Annotated in this window: 17 protein-coding genes; 11 read left to right on the forward strand and 6 right to left on the reverse strand. The window is 63.4% G+C overall.

What is annotated here, in order from left to right:
- The first annotated feature begins 293 nt into the window (after positions 1-293).
- From XB14_RS01145 to XB14_RS01170, 6 genes are all read left to right on the forward strand, one after another.
- On the forward strand, positions 294-1,463 hold the full coding sequence (locus tag XB14_RS01145) for an efflux RND transporter periplasmic adaptor subunit (RefSeq protein ID WP_077959785.1): 1,170 nt from the start codon (positions 294-296) through the stop codon (positions 1,461-1,463).
- The gene (locus XB14_RS01150) at positions 1,460-4,636 is read left to right on the forward strand and encodes an efflux RND transporter permease subunit (protein WP_077959786.1); all 3,177 of its coding nucleotides are present in this window, start codon (positions 1,460-1,462) and stop codon (positions 4,634-4,636) included. The genes XB14_RS01145 and XB14_RS01150 overlap by 4 nt, the downstream gene beginning before the upstream one ends.
- 282 nt (positions 4,637-4,918) lie before the next feature.
- Positions 4,919-5,755, forward strand: a complete 837-nt coding sequence (locus tag XB14_RS01155; protein WP_077959787.1) for an MBL fold metallo-hydrolase — start codon at positions 4,919-4,921, stop codon at positions 5,753-5,755.
- A gap of 119 nt (positions 5,756-5,874) precedes the next feature.
- Positions 5,875-6,357, forward strand: a complete 483-nt coding sequence (locus XB14_RS01160) for a hypothetical protein (protein ID WP_077959788.1) — start codon at positions 5,875-5,877, stop codon at positions 6,355-6,357.
- 85 nt (positions 6,358-6,442) lie between these two features.
- Positions 6,443-7,189, forward strand: coding sequence for a YebC/PmpR family DNA-binding transcriptional regulator (locus XB14_RS01165; protein ID WP_077959789.1), 747 nt, complete (start codon positions 6,443-6,445; stop codon positions 7,187-7,189).
- A gap of 70 nt (positions 7,190-7,259) precedes the next feature.
- Positions 7,260-7,889, forward strand: a complete 630-nt coding sequence (locus XB14_RS01170; RefSeq protein ID WP_077959790.1) for an HAD hydrolase-like protein — start codon at positions 7,260-7,262, stop codon at positions 7,887-7,889.
- A gap of 8 nt (positions 7,890-7,897) precedes the next feature.
- Here XB14_RS01170 and XB14_RS01175 read toward each other — a convergent pair whose 3' ends face one another.
- Entirely contained in the window at positions 7,898-8,899 is a 1,002-nt protein-coding gene (locus tag XB14_RS01175) for an LLM class flavin-dependent oxidoreductase (protein ID WP_077959896.1), read from the reverse strand.
- Positions 8,900-9,069: 170 nt separating this feature from the next.
- On the opposite strand from XB14_RS01175, the gene ruvC reads away from it, so the two are divergent.
- The 4 genes from ruvC to XB14_RS01195 all read left to right on the forward strand — a co-directional run bounded on the left by ruvC (position 9,070) and on the right by XB14_RS01195 (position 12,306).
- On the forward strand, positions 9,070-9,582 hold the full coding sequence (gene ruvC / locus XB14_RS01180) for a crossover junction endodeoxyribonuclease RuvC (protein WP_077959791.1): 513 nt from the start codon (positions 9,070-9,072) through the stop codon (positions 9,580-9,582).
- Positions 9,583-9,650: 68 nt separating this feature from the next.
- On the forward strand, positions 9,651-10,268 hold the full coding sequence (gene ruvA / locus XB14_RS01185) for a Holliday junction branch migration protein RuvA (RefSeq protein WP_077959792.1): 618 nt from the start codon (positions 9,651-9,653) through the stop codon (positions 10,266-10,268).
- A gap of 94 nt (positions 10,269-10,362) precedes the next feature.
- Positions 10,363-11,403, forward strand: coding sequence for a Holliday junction branch migration DNA helicase RuvB (gene ruvB, locus XB14_RS01190; protein ID WP_077959793.1), 1,041 nt, complete (start codon positions 10,363-10,365; stop codon positions 11,401-11,403).
- The gene (locus XB14_RS01195; protein ID WP_077959794.1) at positions 11,404-12,306 is read left to right on the forward strand and encodes a metallophosphoesterase; all 903 of its coding nucleotides are present in this window, start codon (positions 11,404-11,406) and stop codon (positions 12,304-12,306) included.
- 26 nt (positions 12,307-12,332) lie between these two features.
- Here XB14_RS01195 and XB14_RS01200 read toward each other — a convergent pair whose 3' ends face one another.
- Genes XB14_RS01200 through XB14_RS01210 form a run of 3 tightly spaced genes read right to left on the reverse strand, consistent with a single transcriptional unit; the run spans position 12,333 to position 15,309 of the window.
- Positions 12,333-13,235, reverse strand: a complete 903-nt coding sequence (locus XB14_RS01200) for an NAD-dependent epimerase/dehydratase family protein (RefSeq protein ID WP_077959795.1) — start codon at positions 13,233-13,235, stop codon at positions 12,333-12,335.
- Entirely contained in the window at positions 13,232-14,092 is an 861-nt protein-coding gene (locus XB14_RS01205; protein WP_077959796.1) for a glycosyltransferase, read from the reverse strand. The genes XB14_RS01200 and XB14_RS01205 overlap by 4 nt, the downstream gene beginning before the upstream one ends.
- A complete protein-coding gene (locus tag XB14_RS01210) occupies positions 14,089-15,309 on the reverse strand; it encodes an NAD-dependent epimerase/dehydratase family protein (protein WP_077959797.1) in 1,221 nt (406 codons plus the stop codon). Before XB14_RS01210 ends, XB14_RS01205 begins: the two co-directional genes overlap by 4 nt.
- 124 nt (positions 15,310-15,433) lie before the next feature.
- Here XB14_RS01210 and ybgC point away from each other — a divergent pair, with 124 nt between their 5' ends.
- Complete coding sequence (ybgC, locus tag XB14_RS01215) at positions 15,434-15,889, forward strand: tol-pal system-associated acyl-CoA thioesterase (protein ID WP_077959798.1); 456 nt, start codon at positions 15,434-15,436, stop codon at positions 15,887-15,889.
- Between the two features lie 26 nt (positions 15,890-15,915).
- On the opposite strand, the gene ligD is transcribed toward ybgC, so the two are convergent.
- Both ligD and XB14_RS01225 read right to left on the reverse strand, forming a co-directional pair.
- Complete coding sequence (ligD, locus tag XB14_RS01220; protein WP_077959799.1) at positions 15,916-17,544, reverse strand: non-homologous end-joining DNA ligase; 1,629 nt, start codon at positions 17,542-17,544, stop codon at positions 15,916-15,918.
- Entirely contained in the window at positions 17,544-17,855 is a 312-nt protein-coding gene (locus XB14_RS01225) for a hypothetical protein (protein ID WP_077959800.1), read from the reverse strand. Before XB14_RS01225 ends, ligD begins: the two co-directional genes overlap by 1 nt.
- Position 17,856 lies beyond the last annotated feature (1 nt).

The following is a 17,856-nucleotide window of genomic DNA, read 5'->3' on the forward strand; positions in this document are numbered from 1 at the left end:
CCGCAGTCCTGGATTGCGGGCATGTACTGTTGTCGCCGCCTCACGGGCCATTGCCTGCAGCCGGCGATTTTGACCTGACAGCGTTCGCGGGCCGAAGGGCGAAAGGCGCTGTATCATTGATTGCTTGTGTAACTTTGCCCCTTGGATCGCTGCCGGTCCGAGGATTTGTGCGGAGCGGGACGGGTAATGCGGCTGTTTTGCGCACAGGCCCCGCTCTGAAATAATCAAGGTGATTGCGGAGGTGTGGGCGATTGGCCGGCTCCCGTGATCCAAAGTGCATTCGGAGGGCATGCATGTTGTCTCAGTGGCATTTGCCGATGATCGTCGGCGCTTCACTTTCCCTTCTTTCCGCAATCGGTGCCCATGCGCAGGACGCGCAGTTGCCGGTTGTGACCGTCGCCAAACCGGTCGTGCGGGATGTCATCGACAGCGACGAGTTCATCGGTCGCTTCGAGCCCGTCGACGAGGTGCAGGTTCGCGCCCGCATCGGTGGCTATCTCGACGAGATCAATTTCACCGACGGCGCTTTGGTGAAGAAGGGCGACAAGCTCTTCGTCATCGACCAACGTCCGTATCGGACCGCTCTCTCCCAGGCCGAGTCGACGCTGGAATCGGCGCGCTCGACGCTGGAATTCGCCGAGTCCCAGTTCAAGCGGACGCAGTCGCTGACGGGTACCGGCACGCTTTCGGTCTCCACGCTCGACGACCATCGCCGGGAACTGCTTTCGGCGCAGGCGCTGGTGCGCGGTTCGGAAGCGGCGGTCGAGCGGGCCAAGCTCGACCTCGACTACACGACGATCACGGCGCCGCTCAGCGGCCGCGTCGACCGGCGTTTGCTTTCGACCGGTAACCTCGTGCAGGCCGACCAGACCGTGCTGACGACGATCGTGTCGCTCGACCCGATCGATTTTTACTTCGACGTCGACGAACGGCGGTTGCTCTCCTATGCCCGGGTTGCGCGCGAGCGCGGCAGCGCGTTGCAGGAAGGCGGCGGCTCGCTGGAGGTGCTGGTCACCATTGCCGACTCCAATGAAGAACCGTTCAAGGGCAAGCTCGACTTTGCCGAAAACCGCGTGGACCCGCAGAGCGGCACCATGCGCGTGCGCGCCCGTCTCGAAAACCCGAACCTCGTATTGCAGCCCGGCCTCTTCGGCCGCGTTCAGATCGAAGGCTCGAACACCTACAAGGCCGTTCTCATTCCGGACGAAGCGATCGGCGCCGACCAGAACGAGCGTATTGTCTACGAAGTGACCGGCGATGGAACCGTGGTGACGAAGCCTGTTCGCCTCGGCCCGAGGCTGCACGGCTACCGGGTCATCCGCTCGGGCATGACCGGCGAGGAAACCATTGTCGTCAACGGCCTGATGCGGGCGCGTCCGGGCACCAAGGTCAAGCCTGAGGCGATCCAGTTGCCGCCCGAAGGACCAACCGCGGCGGCACCAGCCACGGGGGCTGCGCAATGAGGTTTGCTCACTTCTTCGTCGACCGGCCGATCTTCGCGTCGGTGCTTTCGATCGTGCTGTTGATTGTCGGCAGCATTGCCTATTTCCAGCTTCCGGTGGCCCAGTATCCGGAAATCGCACCACCTACGATCGTCGTCCGCGCCGCCTATCCCGGCGCCGACGCCGATACCGTCGCCAACACCGTTGCGACCCCGCTCGAGCAGGAGATCAACGGCGTCGAGAACATGCTCTACATGTCCTCCTATTCGACCGCCGACGGCTCGATGGCGCTGACGATCACGTTCAAGCTCGGTACCGATCTCGACCAGGCGCAGGTGCTGGTGCAGAATCGCGTGTCGATTGCCGAGCCGCGGCTGCCGGAGGAAGTCCGGCGCATCGGCATCACCACGGCCAAGAGTTCGCCCGACCTGATGATGGTCGTGCATCTGCTCTCGCCGACCGAACGCTATGACCAGCTCTATGTCTCGAATTATGCGCGCACGCGTATCCGCGACCTTCTCGTCCGGCTCGACGGCGTCGGTGACGTCATCCTCTTCGGCGAGCGCGAATATGCGCTGCGCGTCTGGCTCGATCCGGAGAAACTGTCAGCCTACGGCATGACGGCCGGCGACGTCGTGCAGGCGCTGCGCGAGCAGAACGTGCAGGTCTCCGGCGGCTCGATCGGCGGTCCGCCGGCCCCCGGCGACAGTGCTTTCCAGTATACCGTCACCACCGACGGTCGCTTCAGCGATGCGCGGCAGTTCCGTTACGTCATCGTCAAGGCGACGGAGAGCGGCCGCCTCGTGCAGTTGCAGGATGTCGCGCGCGTCGAGCTCGGTGCCCGCGAATACGTCAACAACAGCTATCTCGATGGCAGCCCGGCGGTGGCGCTCGGCATCTTCTCGCGGCCCGGCACCAATGCGCTCGACGCCGCCGAGCAGATCCAGAAGGTGATGACCGACGTTTCGCGGGATTTCCCCGAAGGGCTCGAATACCGCATCGTCTATAATCCGACCGAGTTCATCTCGGAATCGATCAACGAGGTTTACAAGACGATCGCCGAGGCGGCGATCCTCGTCGCCATTGTCGTTCTCGTCTTCCTGCAATCCTGGCGCACGGCGATCATCCCGATCGTCGCCATCCCGGTGTCGCTCGTCGGTACCTTTGCCTTCCTCTATGCCTTCGGCTTCTCGCTGAACATGCTGACGCTGTTCGGCCTGGTGCTGGCGATCGGTATCGTCGTCGACGATGCGATCGTCGTTGTCGAGAACGTCGAGCGAAATCTCGCGCGCGGCATGACCCCGCGCGAAGCCTCGCACGTCACCATGGACGAGGTGGGGGCGGCCGTCATCGCCATCTCGCTGGTGTTGACCGCGGTCTTCGTGCCGACGGCCTTCATCCCCGGCATCGCCGGGCAGTTCTACCTGCAGTTCGCCGTGACGATCTCGGTCGCGACTGTCATTTCCGCCTTCAACTCGCTGACGCTGTCTCCGGCGCTGGCGGCGATCCTGTTGAAGCCGCACGAGAACGGTCATCACGAGAGCCGCAATCCGCTGACGCGTTTCGGCAAGGCGCTGGCGAACGGCTTCAACAACGGCTTCGACCGCATGGCCGAAGGCTATGCATGGATCGTGCGCAAGCTGGTTTCGACCAAGACCGCGCTTGCCGCAGCCCTCATCGTCTTCGTCGGTCTGCTCGGCGCCACCTGGTACATGGCCCAGATCGTGCCGCGCGGCTTCGTACCGACCATGGACCAGGGCTATGCGATCGTCGTCATCCAGCTTCCCGACGGGGCGTCGCTCGACCGGACCGATGCCGTCGTCAAGCGGGCCTCGAAGATCATCGAGGATGTGCCGGGCGTAAAGAGTGCCGTTGCCTTTGCCGGCTTCAACGGTGCGACCTTTACCAACGCCTCCAACTCGGGCGTGGTCTTCGCCTCCTTCGAGAGCTTCGAGGAGCGGCTGAAGCACGGGCAGGGTGCCGACCAGATCATCGGCCAGCTCTATGGCAGCCTGCAGAGCATCCAGGAGGCCTTCATCATCGCCGTTCCGCCGCCGTCGGTGCGCGGTATCGGCAACTCCGGCGGTTTCAAGATGCAGATCATGGACCGGCAGAGCGCGGACATGCGACGTGCGCTGGGGCTTACCTATCAGATGATGGGTGCGGCCAACCAGACGGAGGGGTTGACGGGCGTCTTCACCACCTTCTCGGCGTCGAGCCCGCAATACTTCCTGGCGATCGACCGCGACAAGGCGCGCACGCTCAACGTGCCGATCCCCAACATCTTCGAGGCGTTGTCGATCAACCTCGGCACCTCCTACGTCAACGACTTCAACGCCTTCGGCCGCGTCTACCAGGTGCGGGCGCAGGCGGACCAGCAATACCGCGTCGAGCGTGACAACATTCTTGCGCTGAAGGTCCGTTCGGCAACCGGGGCGCTGGTCCCGATGGGTACGCTCGTCGAGATCCGCGACACGGCTGGCCCGACGCTGGTGCAGCGGTACAACATGTATGTGTCGGTGCCGATCCAGGGCAATCCTGCCGTCGGCGTTTCGACCGGTACGGCGCTCGACAAGATGGAGGCGCTGGCCGCCCAGATCCTGCCGCAGGGCACGACCTTCGAATGGACGGAACTCGCCTTCCAGGAACGCCAGACCGGCAATACCGCAGTGTTCATCTTCGCACTGTCGGTCATCTTCGTGTTCCTGGCGCTGTCGGCCCAATATGAAAGCTGGGTGCTGCCGCTGGCGATCATCCTGATCGTGCCGCTCGGGGTGCTCTCCGCTCTGGTCGGTGTGTCCCTCCGCGGCCTCGACAACAACGTGCTGACCCAGATCGGGCTCATCGTTCTCATCGGCCTTGCGGCCAAGAACGCGATCCTCATCGTCGAGTTCGCACGGCAGGGCGAGGACGAGGGAAAAACGCCGATCGAAGCGGCGGTGGAAGCGAGCCAGCTGCGCCTGCGACCGATCCTGATGACTGCCTTCGCCTTCATCCTCGGCGTCGTGCCGCTGATGATCGCGACCGGCCCGGGTGCGGAAATGCGCCAATCGCTCGGCACCGCGGTGTTTTCGGGCATGCTCGGGGTGACCTTCCTCGGCCTGTTCCTGACGCCGGTCTTCTACGTCGCGCTCCGGTCGTTCCGGCGACGCAAGGCGGCCGTGAGCGAACCGGCGCCGCATCCCGCCGAATAGGGCAAGCAGGACGGCAAAGTGACAATGCCCCGGTAGCGATGCCGGGGCATTTGTCTTTGAAGGGCGGCCGCTTTCTCTGCCCTCCTTTTTGCCGGTGACGCAAACGTGAGCACGGTCAGGCGTTTGTAACTGGACGTGGCGGGGGCCTTGAACAATTCTCTCCCAGCCCCGTGACGCCACCGTTCGGTCGAGCGAAGGCAAAGGCTTCCATTCGCTGTTCAACACCTGCCTGCCCCGCGCCCTCCAGGTCCGAGGTCAGGCGGCAAGTGAGAGAGGTGAAGGCTGATGCTCCGGTACTTCGTCTACACATTCGCCGCCATATGGCTCATCCACGTCTTCTGGCCGTCGGTCGCACATGCGCAGCAACAGCCGGCCGCCGCCAGTCAATGCCAGGCAATCGCCAGGGCCCTGCCGCAGGCGACCTTCGCCCGCTTCACGCCGGCCGCCGCCACGAAACGGCAGACTGCTGTCGGCGAGGTGACGATCAGCTATCTCGGCCACTCCACCTTCCTGATCGAAACGCCCGGCGGCATCTCGATCGCGACGGACTACAATGGCTGGTTCGCGCCGTCTTCGCCGCCAACGGTCGCGACGATGAACAAGGCGCATGCGAGCCATTACACGCTGACGCCCGACCCGGCGATCGAGAATGTGCTGCATGGCTGGGGCGATAACGGCAGACCCGCCCGCCACGACCTCGTGGTGGGGGACGCTTACATTCGCAACGTCACCACCGATATCCGCGCCGGCGGCGCGGCGATGGAGCACGACGGCAACTCGATCTTCATCTTCGAGGTGGCGGACCTTTGTGTTGGACATCTCGGGCATCTTCATCACGAGCTCGACGACAGCCACTATCGCCAGATCGGCAGGCTCGACGTCTTGATGGTGCCGGTCGATGGCGGCCTGACCATGGGGGCGGAAAGCATGAGCCGTGTCGTCAGCCGGCTGCGCTCATCGCTGATCCTGCCGATGCACCGGCGCGGCCCGCCGATCGACGCCTTCCTCGACATGTTCGGTGACGACTACGACAAGCGCTTCGCAGACAGCGCCAGCATCACCGTATCGTTGCGTTCCTTGCCAAGCAAACCACTGATTTATATTCTGAAGGGCGTCTGAACACTAAAACGCGGCGCGATCTTTCAGATACGCGCTTCACGCTTTCAGTCTTTGATTTGTTGCATGTCGTTATCGCAGAGCCGCGTCGGATTTTGCGCGACATGCTTTAGGATCGCCCGATGAAGTTGCTTGCGGTTGGCGTTTCGTTTTTCCTCTGCCTTTCGACCCTTGCGGGAGCCGGCGGCGCGCCGCCACCGCGCATGCCGTCTCCCGAGGGGCAACAGCCGCAAGCAATGCCCGAAACCGCGGCCCAGCGCGCCGGCGAGCAGCAGACGTTCATGATGCCGTCGGGCAATATCGGCTGCGTCTATACGCCAGCCGGCGGCACGACGATCTACCAGCCTCAGGACGGCGGGCCTGAGCTTTCCTGCGATATCGTCGCGCCACGCTACGTCCGCGCCACCCTCGGCCGTGCCGGGAGTGCCATGCTCAATCACGCCGTTGGCGACCCGAGCTGCTGCTCGGCCGATGAGGTGCTCGACTATGGGCAAAGCTGGTCGCGCGGACCGTTCTCCTGTGCTTCCGAGCGCACTGGCCTCTCCTGCCGTCGCGATGACGGGCACGGCTTCCTCCTGAGCCGGGCGCAGGTGTCGGCCAACTGAAAAGCCGCGCCCCGGCTGGACGGAAAGCGGCAATAAAACTATAAGGCGCCCCATTCCATTCAAATTCATGCATGCAGAGGGTGCCATGGCTGGCCATTCACAGTTCAAGAACATCATGCACCGCAAGGGCCGTCAGGATGCGGTGCGCTCGAAAATGTTTTCCAAGCTCGCGCGCGAAATCACGGTTGCCGCCAAGTCCGGTATGCCCGACCCGGCAATGAACGCGCGCTTGCGCCTGGCGATCCAGAACGCCAAGGCGCAGTCGATGCCGAAGGACAACATCGAACGGGCGATCAAGAAGGCCTCCGGCGGTGACGCGGAGAACTACGAAGAAGTGCGCTACGAGGGCTACGGCCCGGGCGGCGTTGCCGTCATCGTCGAAGCTCTGACCGACAACCGTAACCGCACGGCCTCCAACGTGCGCTCGACCTTCACCAAGGCCGGCGGCGCACTCGGCGAAACCGGTTCGGTTTCCTTCTCCTTCGACCGCGTCGGCGAAATCACCTACAAGCTCTCGGTCGGCGACGCCGACAAGGTGATGGAAGCGGCGATTGAGGCCGGCGCCGACGACGTGACCACCGACGAGGACGGTCATACGATCATTTGCGGTTTCGAAGCGATCGGCGATGTTTCCAAGGCGCTCGAGGACACACTCGGCGAAGCCGAAACCGTCAAGGCAATCTGGAAGGCCCAGAACACCGTGCCGGTCGACGAGGAAAAGGCGCAGTCGCTGATGAAGCTCATCGACATTCTCGAAGACGATGACGACGTTCAGAACGTCTATTCGAACTTCGAAGTATCGGACGAGATCCTGGCGAAGCTGTCGGCCTGATCGGGCGAGCTATCGCTTCGGGGAAATGCACCCGTGTCCGAAAGGGCACGGGTTTTTCTTTGGATGGCCCATGACCTACGACTTCGCGATCTTTGATTTCGACGGCACGCTTGCCGATACGGCGGCGAGCTTCATGGCGGCGTGCAACGCGGCCGCTCGGCGCTATGGCTTCCGCGAACTGTCGGTTGACGAGTTCCAGTCGCTGAGAACCATGGGCAGCCGCGAAATCATTGCACACCTCGGCGTGCCCATGTGGAAGTTGCCGCAGATCGCCACCTTCATGCGTCGCGCCATGGCGGCTGAGGCTGCATCCGTCCGGCTGTTTCCTGGAGCGGCCGAACTGCTCGGGCGGCTGAAGGCTGCCGGTGTCGGGATTGCGATCGTCAGCTCGAATGCGGAAGAGAGCATTCGAGCCGCACTCGGCGAGGCGGCGGCGATCATCGACCTTTACGAGTGCGGTGCCGCGCTCTTCGGCAAGGCGCAGCATTTCAGGAAGGCCATCCGTCACTCCGGTTTCGATCCGTCGCGCATCCTGGCGATCGGCGACGAAGCGCGTGATATCGAGGCCGCGCGCAAGGCGGGCGTCGCGGCCGGCGCTGTCGGATGGGGTTACGCCGACCCGGTCTTCCTGCAAGGGCTCGGGCCGGACCGGTTCTTTTCGCGAATGGATGAGATCGCGCCGGCTTTCGGCGCAAGCTGATCTCTTCGTCAGGCCGCCTTCGCGAGTTCCTTCCGCGCGTCGGCGAAAAGGCGAAGCGAATGCAGGCGCGCCTCCATGTCGAAGATCGGCATGGAGATGATCAGCTCGTCGGCCTTCGTCTCATCCAGGAAGGCCGCGATCTTGCGGCGGATCGTGTCCGGCCCGCCGACGACCGCATACATCATCGAATGATCGACGAAGATCTTTTCGTCATAGCTCCAGAGCCCATCCATGGACTTAACCGGCGGCGGGAACCGTCCGCGCGCATTGCGGCGCAGCGCCACGAAGGACTGCTGCATCGAGCTGAAGAGGTAGTTCGCTTCCTCGTCCGTGTCGGCGGCGACACCCATCACCCCGACCATGACCTGCGGCTTGGCGAGCGTTTCGGAGGGGGTGAAGCGCTCGCGATAGATCTCGAGCGCCGAGAGCAGCATGTCTGGCGCGAAGTGCGACGCGAACGCGAAGGGCAGGCCGAGCATGCCGGCGAGATGGGCGCTGAAATGGCTGGAGCCGAGCAGCCAGATCGGCACGTTGGTATCGGCGCCGGGAACGGCAATGATCTTCTGGTCCTCGGCCACCGGTCCGAGCAGCGCCTGGAGTTCGACGACGTCATTCGGGAAGTTGTTGCCGCTCGCCTCCATGTTGCGGCGAAGCGCCTGGGCGGTGCGCATGTCGGTTCCGGGTGCGCGGCCGAGGCCAAGGTCGATGCGGCCGGGATAAAGGGCGGCGAGCGTGCCGAACTGCTCGGCGATGACGAGCGGCGAGTGGTTCGGCAGCATGATGCCACCGGAGCCGACGCGGATCGTCTTGGTGGCGGCCGCCACGTGCGAGATCACCAGCGAGGTCGCGGCACTGGCGATGCCCTTCATGCCGTGATGTTCGGCCAGCCAGAACCTGTTGTAGCCGTTCTCTTCGGCCGCCTGGGCCAGCCGGCGCGAATTCTCCAGCGATTGGGCGACGCTGCCGCCTTCGGTGATCGGGGAAAGATCGAGGACGGAGAAAGTCGCCATGGCAAGGGCCTTCATTGAGAGAAATTGATTGAAGGCTATGTAAGCTCAATTTTCCTCAATCCAAGGGTGATGGCGAAGAAATCCTGGCGCCCCGTTTCACCTGTGCGTATGTTTTTGTTTTGTTCACTTTTTGCTGGCAGCGTCCGGGCTCTAGTCATAGGGTGAATTTCATGCAGACCACGATTCGCATCATCGGCATCGATCCGGGGCTTCGGCGCACCGGCTGGGGCATCATCGAGACGCTTGGCAATTCGCTGCGGTTCGTCGCCTCCGGAACCGTGACCTCCGATGGCGACATGGACCTCGCCTCCCGGCTCTGTCAGTTGCACGACGGCCTTGCCGAAGTGGTGCACAGCTACCAGCCGCACGAGGCGGCGGTGGAGCAGACCTTCGTCAACAAGGACGCGACGGCAACGCTGAAGCTCGGACAGGCGCGCGGCATCGCCATGCTGGTGCCGGCACTCGCGGGCCTGAGGGTTGCCGAATATGCGCCGAACGCGGTCAAGAAGGCTGTGATCGGCGTTGGCCATGGCGAGAAGCAGCAGATCCACATGATGATCAAGGTTCTGATGCCGAAGGTGGAGTTCAAGGGCAATGACGCGGCGGACGCGCTGGCGATCGCCATCTGCCATGCCCACAACCGCCAATCGGTGACGAGCCGGCTTGCCGCATTGATGGCGTAGTTGCGCCGGACACGATATTTTCCGATGGTCCGGTGACCATCCTGAACTCCCACCGCGAGAGACGCCACATGATCGGCAAATTGAAGGGTACCATCGACGAGATCGGCGAAGATCACGTCGTGCTCGATGTGCACGGCGTCGGCTACGTTGCCTTTTGTTCGGCGCGCACCTTGTCCAGGCTCGGTTCGGCGGGCGAGGCGGCGATACTCTTCATAGAGACCTATGTGCGCGAGGACCAATTGAAGCTGTTCGGCTTCCTGACGGCGCTGGAACGCGAATGGTTCCGCCTGCTGCAGAGCGTGCAGGGGGTCGGCTCGAAGGTGGCGCTGGCCGTTCTCTCCACCCTAACGCCGGGCGAGCTTGCCAATGCCATCGCGCTGCAGGACAAGACCTCGGTGTCGCGCGCCCCGGGCGTTGGCCCCAAGGTGGCGGTGCGTATCGTCACGGAACTGAAGAACAAGGCACCGGCCTTTGCCGGCGAAATGTCGGCGTCGATCGGGCTCAAACAGGAACTCGGCGAAGGCGTTGCGTCCGCACCGGTTTCGGATGCGGTCTCTGCTCTCACCAATCTCGGCTACTCGCGCGACCAGGCGGCCAATGCAGTTGCAGCGGCGCTGAAAAATGGCGGCGAGGGTGGTGACAGCGCCAAGCTCATTCGCCTGGGTCTGAAGGAACTGGCGCGATGAGCGCTTGCCTTGCGGGAACGCGCAAGGCAGAACGGAACAGGCCGGGCGCGGTGCATGAGCCTGCGCCACGATCGCCACCGATTGGAACGAATGCATGACTGATGCGGCACGCCTGATAACTCCGGAAAAGCGCGGCGAGGACCTCGACGCGACGATGCGCCCGCAGTCGCTGGACGAGTTTACCGGCCAGGCGGAAGCACGCGCCAACCTGAAGATCTTCATCGAGGCCGCCAAGAACCGCGGTGAGGCACTCGACCACGTGCTCTTTGTCGGCCCGCCCGGTCTCGGCAAGACGACGCTTGCGCAGATCATGGCCAAGGAGCTCGGCGTCAATTTCCGCTCGACCTCCGGTCCTGTTATCGCCAAGGCCGGCGACCTTGCGGCCTTGCTCACCAATCTCGAAGAGCGCGACGTGCTCTTCATCGACGAAATCCACCGCCTCAATCCGGCGGTCGAAGAAATCCTCTATCCGGCGATGGAGGATTTCCAGCTCGACCTGATTATCGGCGAAGGCCCGGCGGCGCGCTCAGTCAAGATCGATCTGTCGAAGTTCACGCTGGTGGCGGCAACCACCCGTCTCGGTCTCTTGACGACGCCGCTTCGCGACCGTTTCGGCATTCCGGTGCGGCTCAATTTCTACACGGTCGAGGAACTGGAATCGATCGTTCGCCGCGGCGCCCGGCTGATGGGCCTTGGCATGACCGACGACGGCGCGCGCGAGATCGCGCGCCGCGCCCGCGGCACGCCGCGCATTGCCGGCCGGCTGTTGCGCCGGGTGCGCGATTTCGCCGAAGTGGCGCGCGCCGAAGCGGTGACGAAGCAAATCGCCGACGAGGCGCTGACCCGGCTTCTCGTCGACAATATGGGGCTCGACCAGCTCGACCGCCGCTATCTCTTCATGATCGCGCAGAATTTCGCCGGCGGGCCTGTCGGCATCGAGACGATCGCTGCGGGGCTTTCGGAGCCGCGCGACGCGATCGAAGACATTATCGAGCCCTATCTGATCCAGCAGGGTTTTATCCAGCGCACGCCGCGCGGCCGCATTTTGACCGCCAATGCCTGGAAACATATCGGCCTCAATCCACCCAAGGAAGTCGAGGCGGCTCAGTTTCGCCTGACATTAGAGGACGAATAGGTGATCACCCGCCGCGGATTGCTCAAGTTGATCGGCGGCGGGATCGCCAGCATGGCGGCACTCGGCGGCTACGCCTTTGCCGTAGAGCCGCTGGCCCGCTTGAACGTCACCCGCTACCGCCTGACGCCGCCCGGCTGGACGCCCGGGCTGAAGCTGCGCGTGGTGGCGCTTGCCGATATCCATGCCTGCGAGCCCTGGATGCCGGCGAGCCGTATCGCTTCGATCTGCCGCCAGGCCAACGCTCTCGGCGGCGACGTGACGGTGCTGCTCGGCGACTATGCCGCCGGCATGAATCTCGTCACCAGCTACGTGCATTCCAGCGAATGGTCGAAGGCGCTTGCGACGCTGAGCGCCCCGCTCGGCGTCCATGCCGTCATGGGCAACCACGACTGGTGGGAGGATAAGACCGCGCAGCGAAACGGCGGCGGTCCAACCTTCGGACACAAGGCGCTCCAGGATGTCGGCATCAACGTCTACAGCAACCGTGCCGCCCGGTTCGAGAAGGAAGGTCAGGGCTTCTGGATTGCCGGCCTTGAAGATCAGCTTGCGCTGTTGCCGGGCAAAAAATGGAAGCGCCGGCACATGGGGGGCCTGGACGATCTCGACGGCACGCTGGCGCAGGTCAGCGATGGCGATCCCGTCATCCTCCTGGCGCATGAACCGGATGTCTTTCCGCGCGTTCCCTCGCGCGTGGCCCTGACGCTATCGGGCCATACCCATGGCGGTCAGGTGCGGCTTCTCGGCTATGCGCCGGTCGTGCCGTCGCGCTTCGGCGACCGCTACGCCTATGGTCATATGGTCGAGAACGACTGCAATCTGATCGTGTCCGGCGGTCTCGGCTGCTCATTGGCGCCGGTTCGCTTCGGCGTGCCGCCGGAAATCGTCGTGATCGATCTCGGCTAGCGGCAGGCGTGAACATGCCGCCTGCCTCACGCGCGGCTGTGACCGCCGATCAACGCCTGGATGGTTGTCTCCAGCCGATCCGTACCGCCCGGTTGCCAGCCAAGTGCGCGCAGCTTGCCAGTCGACATGACGAGATAGCCCTCCGTCGCGGCGGCCTCCGGCAGTAGATGGGGGCATTCCGTCAGCGCCTGTACGATCGCCAAAATCTGCCTGGTGTCGAGCAGCAGATCGGAGACGTTGAAGACCTCGCCGCTGACCGTATCCGCATCGGCTTCGAGCATCAGGCGTACGGCCGCGCCGACGTCGTCGCCGTGAACCTCCGTTCCGATCCGAGGCTCGATTGGCCGCCCTTCAAGGTAGGCTGAAAAAAGCTCGGCCCATTTGTGTCTCTTGCCGGAACCGGCCGCGCCATAGACCCCGGTCACGCGCAGGCTCGTGGCGCAAAAATCGTCGGTGGCAAGCGCGCGGAGATGGTTTTCGGCCGCGCGCTTCACTTCGCCATAGAGCGTGTCCGGTTCCGCAAGAGTGGTCTCGTCGATCGTGCCGGCCAACCGGCTGCCGTAGACGGCCCGGCTCGACAGGAACACGCAGCGTTTGACGCCGGCGGTGCGCGCCGCTTCGAACAGTCGGCAAGAGCCATCGATGTTGGCACGCCGGAAACCGTCGGGATCATCGCCTTCGCCGCCGCGATACTTGCCTTCCACATGTTCGAAGGCGGCATGGACAAAACCCTGCATTCCGGCGAAGGCGGCGGTCTGGTCGAGGTTCGGATCGAGCGCAAGCGGAACGAAGCCGACCGGCTTTGAGAAAAGGCCGGGGGCGGGTGATGTGCGGCCGCCGACTGTAACCTCACAGCCGTTCCGCAGCAGGTGTTCGACGATGAAGCGGCCAACGAAGCCGGTGCCGCCGGAAACCAGAACCCGGCTCATGGGCGCGCCGGATTGCCGAGCGACGCGATGTCTGGAATGCTTTGTCCGGTCAGATAGGCGTGCCAGAGATCGATCAGCGGCCGCAAGGCCTCGGCGCGCGGGTGATCCTTCTCCCAGGGCTTTTCGTACTGGTAGTGCAGCACGCCGATCGAGCGCCAGTCCCAGAGTTCGGGCAGGTTGAACCAGACATATTGCAGCATGTTCATCGTCACCGGCAGGCCGTGCCAGTCCGGGAAGAACTCTTGAAGAAAGGTCTGGTCGGTGCGCGGCCAGAAGGCGTCCGGCGCATCGAGACGGGTGAGCATCGTGTCGAATGTCGCCAATGACGGTTCGGCGACGAAGACGCCGGAATTCAGCCGATGAAAGTCCGCAAGGCTTTCGTAGACATTGGGCGCCGCTGAGAATTCCGGATAGGCAAACAGCCGGTCGATGTTCTTGAGCACGATCGCGTCGGCGTCGATGAAGGCGCAGCGCCGATATTCGGTGAGCTGCCAGAGCCGGAGCTTGCAGAAGTTGTCGAGCGGCGAGTGGAAGCCCGGCTTGCGGCCCTTGGTGAAGGGCGCCTTGCCGTGCACGTTGCGCCGGGCGTGGCGCGCGTTGAAGGCCTCGGAAAGCGGAAGGAGATCTGTCTCGGCGAGGCGGCAGCCGAATTCCGCAAGCGGCGACAGCGCTTCGAGCGATACGCCGCCGGTATGAAGCACGACGATATCCGCCCTGGTATCCGTGAGGCGTATGGAGCGCGCCAGCGCACGGGCGCCGAGCGCATAGTCGGCGTTGGTGACGAGCGTCACGAAGGCATGGTCGGCAGACGGAGGAGAGGAGGGGACAAGCCCCTCCGAAGGATCGTTCGATGTCATGAAACGGATTTCAGCCGCTTGCCCTCTGGGTCGTGGTTGATGAGCGGCGCGATGTCCTTGGTCCAGGCGGAGACGGCGGGCACGCGCGTTCTATCGACACGATAGGCGAATTTCTTGGCGACATCGACGATTTCCGAAAGCAATCCGTCCTGCAGCCGTGTCGGGTGAAGTCCGAGGCCCAGGAACTTCTCATTGTGCACGACGAGCTCGTTCTCGGCGGCTTCCTTGCGCGGATTGGGCAGCCAGGCGATCTCAGCGCCTGATATCGATGCAATCATCTCGGCGAGGTCGCGCACCCGGTGGGTTTCGGTCATCTGGTTGAAGATCTCGACACGGCTGCCGCGTGCCGGCGGGTTCTTCAGCGCCAACTCGATGCAGCGCACCGAATCCTGGATGTGGATGAAGGCGCGCGTCTGGCCGCCGGTGCCGTGCACCGTCAGCGGATAGCCGATCGCCGCCTGGATGAGGAAGCGATTGAGCACGGTGCCATAGTCGCCGTCATAGTCGAAGCGGTTGATCAACTGGGCGTGACGGCGGGTCTGCTCGGTATGCGTGCCCCAGACGATGCCCTGGTGCAGGTCGGTGATCCGGAGGCCATCGTTCTTCGCATAGAACTGGAAGAGCAACTGATCCAGGCACTTGGTCATGTGGTAGATCGAGCCGGGATTGGACGGATAGAGGATTTCCTGGCTGACGGTTTCGCCGCCCATGGTCTCGATGCCGACGGGCAGATACCCTTCGGGGATCGCCGCACCGATGGTGGAGTAACCGTAGACGCCCATGGTGCCGAGATGCACGAGATGGGCGTCGAGCCCGAGTTCGACCAGCGCGTTCAGAAGATTATGCGTGGCGTTGACGTTGTTGTTGACCGTGTAGTTCTTGTGGCGGTCGCTCTTCATCGAATAGGGCGCGGCGCGCTGCTCGGCGAAGTGCACGATGGCGTCCGGGCGGTGCTCGGCGAGCCAGTTCTTCAAGAGCTCGTAGTCGCGGGCAAGATCGATCAGGTTGAAATGGATGCGGCGGCCGGTTTCGGCATGCCAGATGCGGGTGCGTTCCTGGATCGAATCCATCGGCGTTAAGGATTGCACGCCAAGTTCCGTATCGATCCATCGGCGGGAGAGATTGTCGAGGATGTGAACGTCGTGACCGGCATCGGACAAATGAAGGGCCGTGGGCCAGCCGACGAAACCGTCGCCGCCGAGAATTGCAATCTTCATGCACGTTCTCCTGATCGCAAGGGAAGTCCGTCACGTGATAGGATAGGATTGTGACAAGGCTGCAATGCTTGCAAACGGCTTTTTGTTCCTGCACAGGAAACGGGAAATTCTTTCGGAGAAAAGTATGTCCCTGATTTCGCTCGCAGGCGAACTGACCGAAAACGGCCATCGGCTGATCCAGCGCGTCTATTACGAAGACACCGATTTTTCCGGCGTCGTCTATCACGCCCGCTACCTGCATTTCATGGAACGTGCCCGCACCGATTTCCTCAGGCTGCTCGGCGTCGAACAGGCGACGCTGGCCATCGAGGGCGACAGCGAGGGGCTCGTCTTCGTCGTGCACCGCATGGAGATCGACTTCAAGCTGCCGGCGCGCATGGACGACATCCTGACGATCACGACTGTGACCGAGAAGGCCGGCGGCGCCAAGATGGTGCTGCAGCAGGAGATCCGCCGCGGCGAGACGTTGCTGATCGCCGCCAAGGTGATCATCGCCGTGATCAACGGACAGGGCCGCCCGCGGCGGCTGCCGGAGGCGCTGGCCTACAAGTTCCATCATGCGAAGGAGAGCGCCGGCTAGGTCGCTGATGCTCCAACGGAGGCAGTCTAGTCCGCCTCGTTCGCACCGAACTTGTCGAGGATCGTCTTGGTCAGCGACTGCCTGACCTTGGCCATATCCTGCCAGGGATGTGTGCCATTTTCGATCCGCTCGAGAATATCCGGGATGTGGAAGCTGTTGGCGGACTTGAGATCGGCAAGTTCGTCCCAGCTGATGGGTGTTGCGACCGGTCCGTCGGCGCGCGCTCGGGTCGAGTAGGGGGCAATCGCCGTCGCGCCGCGCTCGTTCCTCAGCCAGTCGATGAAGATGCGTCCCTTGCGCTTTTCCTTCGACATGGTGGCGATGAACCGGTCGGGTTCGCGATCGGCGAAACCTTGCGCAAAGGTCTTGGCAAAGGCCTTGGCTTGCGGCCAGGCGGCGCGGGTCGTCAGCGGAACGATGACATGGACCCCCTTTCCGCCCGTGACCATCGGGGCCGATTTCAGCCCGGCCTCGTCGAGAGCATCGCGCAAGGCCATGGCCGCGCCCTTGACCAGTTCGAAGTCGAGACCCTCGTCAGGATCGAGATCGAAGACCAGTCGATCGGGCACCTCAAGCTTGTCGGCACGCGATCCCCAAATATGGAACTCCAGCGTACCCATCTGGACCGCGGCGACCAAGCCCTTGGCGTCGCTGACATACATGTAGTTTTCCGTCTCGCCGGAGCTTTCCTCGACGGGGATTTCCTTGATCTCGTCGGGAAAACCGTCGCCGGCATGCTTCTGGTAGAAACGCGGACCCTTGACGCCCTGGGGGGCGCGGACGAGCGACAGAAGATGCTCTGCCGCATAAGGCAGGATGCGATCGGCGACGACGGCGTAGTAGCGGGCGAGATCGAGTTTGCTGATGCCCTGGCCCGCAAACAGGATGCGGTCCGGATGGGTGATCCGCACGCCGAGGACGGTGTCCTCCGACGAGGACGGGTGACCCTTCGCGTTCGCGGGCTTGGCGGCGGTGGTTTGTTTCTTCGCGGTTTTCGGCGTTTCGACTGTCACGGCCTTCGTCTCCTTGCCCTCCGTTCCGGAGGTCCAGACATGCTTCTTGCGTTCGCCCTTCCCATCGGCAATCTCGCTCATGGTGCGGCCGGTGGCGACGCTCGTCAGATGGTCCTCCAGCAGAGCGTCGCCGTCCTTGGAGGCACTCTCGTCACCCTCCTTGATCAGCAGCCAGTTCCCGCGCTTTTCACCGGGGCGTGGCCGCATCCGCACCAATGCCCACCCGCCTTGCATGCGCTGACCGTGAAGATGGAACGCCAGCTTGCCCTCGCGCAAGCCCTCGTCCGGATCGTTTTCGGGCTCCCACCAGCCGGTGTCCCACAACATCACGGTGCCGCCGCCATACTGCTTCTTTGGGATCGTCCCTTCGAAGTCGCCATAGGCCAGCGGATGGTCTTCGGTTCGAACGGCGAGACGTTTGTCCTTCGGATTGAGGCTCGGCCCGCGGGTCACGGCCCAGCTTTTCAGCACGCCGTCCCATTCCAGTCGGAAATCATAGTGGAGGCGCGTCGCGTCGTGTTTCTGCACGAGGAAGCGCATGCGCCCGGACTGGCCCCGCCCAAGCTTGCCCTTCGGTTCGCGCGTCTCGCTGAAGTTGCGGCGTTTGTTGTATTCGGCAAGCGGGTTGCGAGGAGACGCCATCACCCGCCTCCACGGAGGCGCCGGACGGTCGGCGCTTCGTCAAGCTCGATAGCCGACCGGGCTGTGTCGAGGGCGAGGACCCGTTCGATGCGGACAATGTCTTCTTGCGTCACCACGGGAACCGGATCGGAGATGATGGCCCGGAGGATTTCCGGCGACACGACGCCCTGCGCGATTGCGTCCTCCAGGGCGGCGCGGGTCTCCCGCTCGGCCTTGAGCTCGGCGTAAAGGGCGAGAATCAATCGGTCCCGAGGATCAAAATCCGGTGAGGGCTTTCGTTCGCCGCGCTGTCGTGTCGTCCGCTGAGCCATG

It is taken from the genome of Ensifer adhaerens (genome assembly GCF_002007205.1).
In the GTDB taxonomy this organism is placed as follows: Bacteria; Pseudomonadota; Alphaproteobacteria; order Rhizobiales; family Rhizobiaceae; genus Ensifer; species Ensifer adhaerens_D.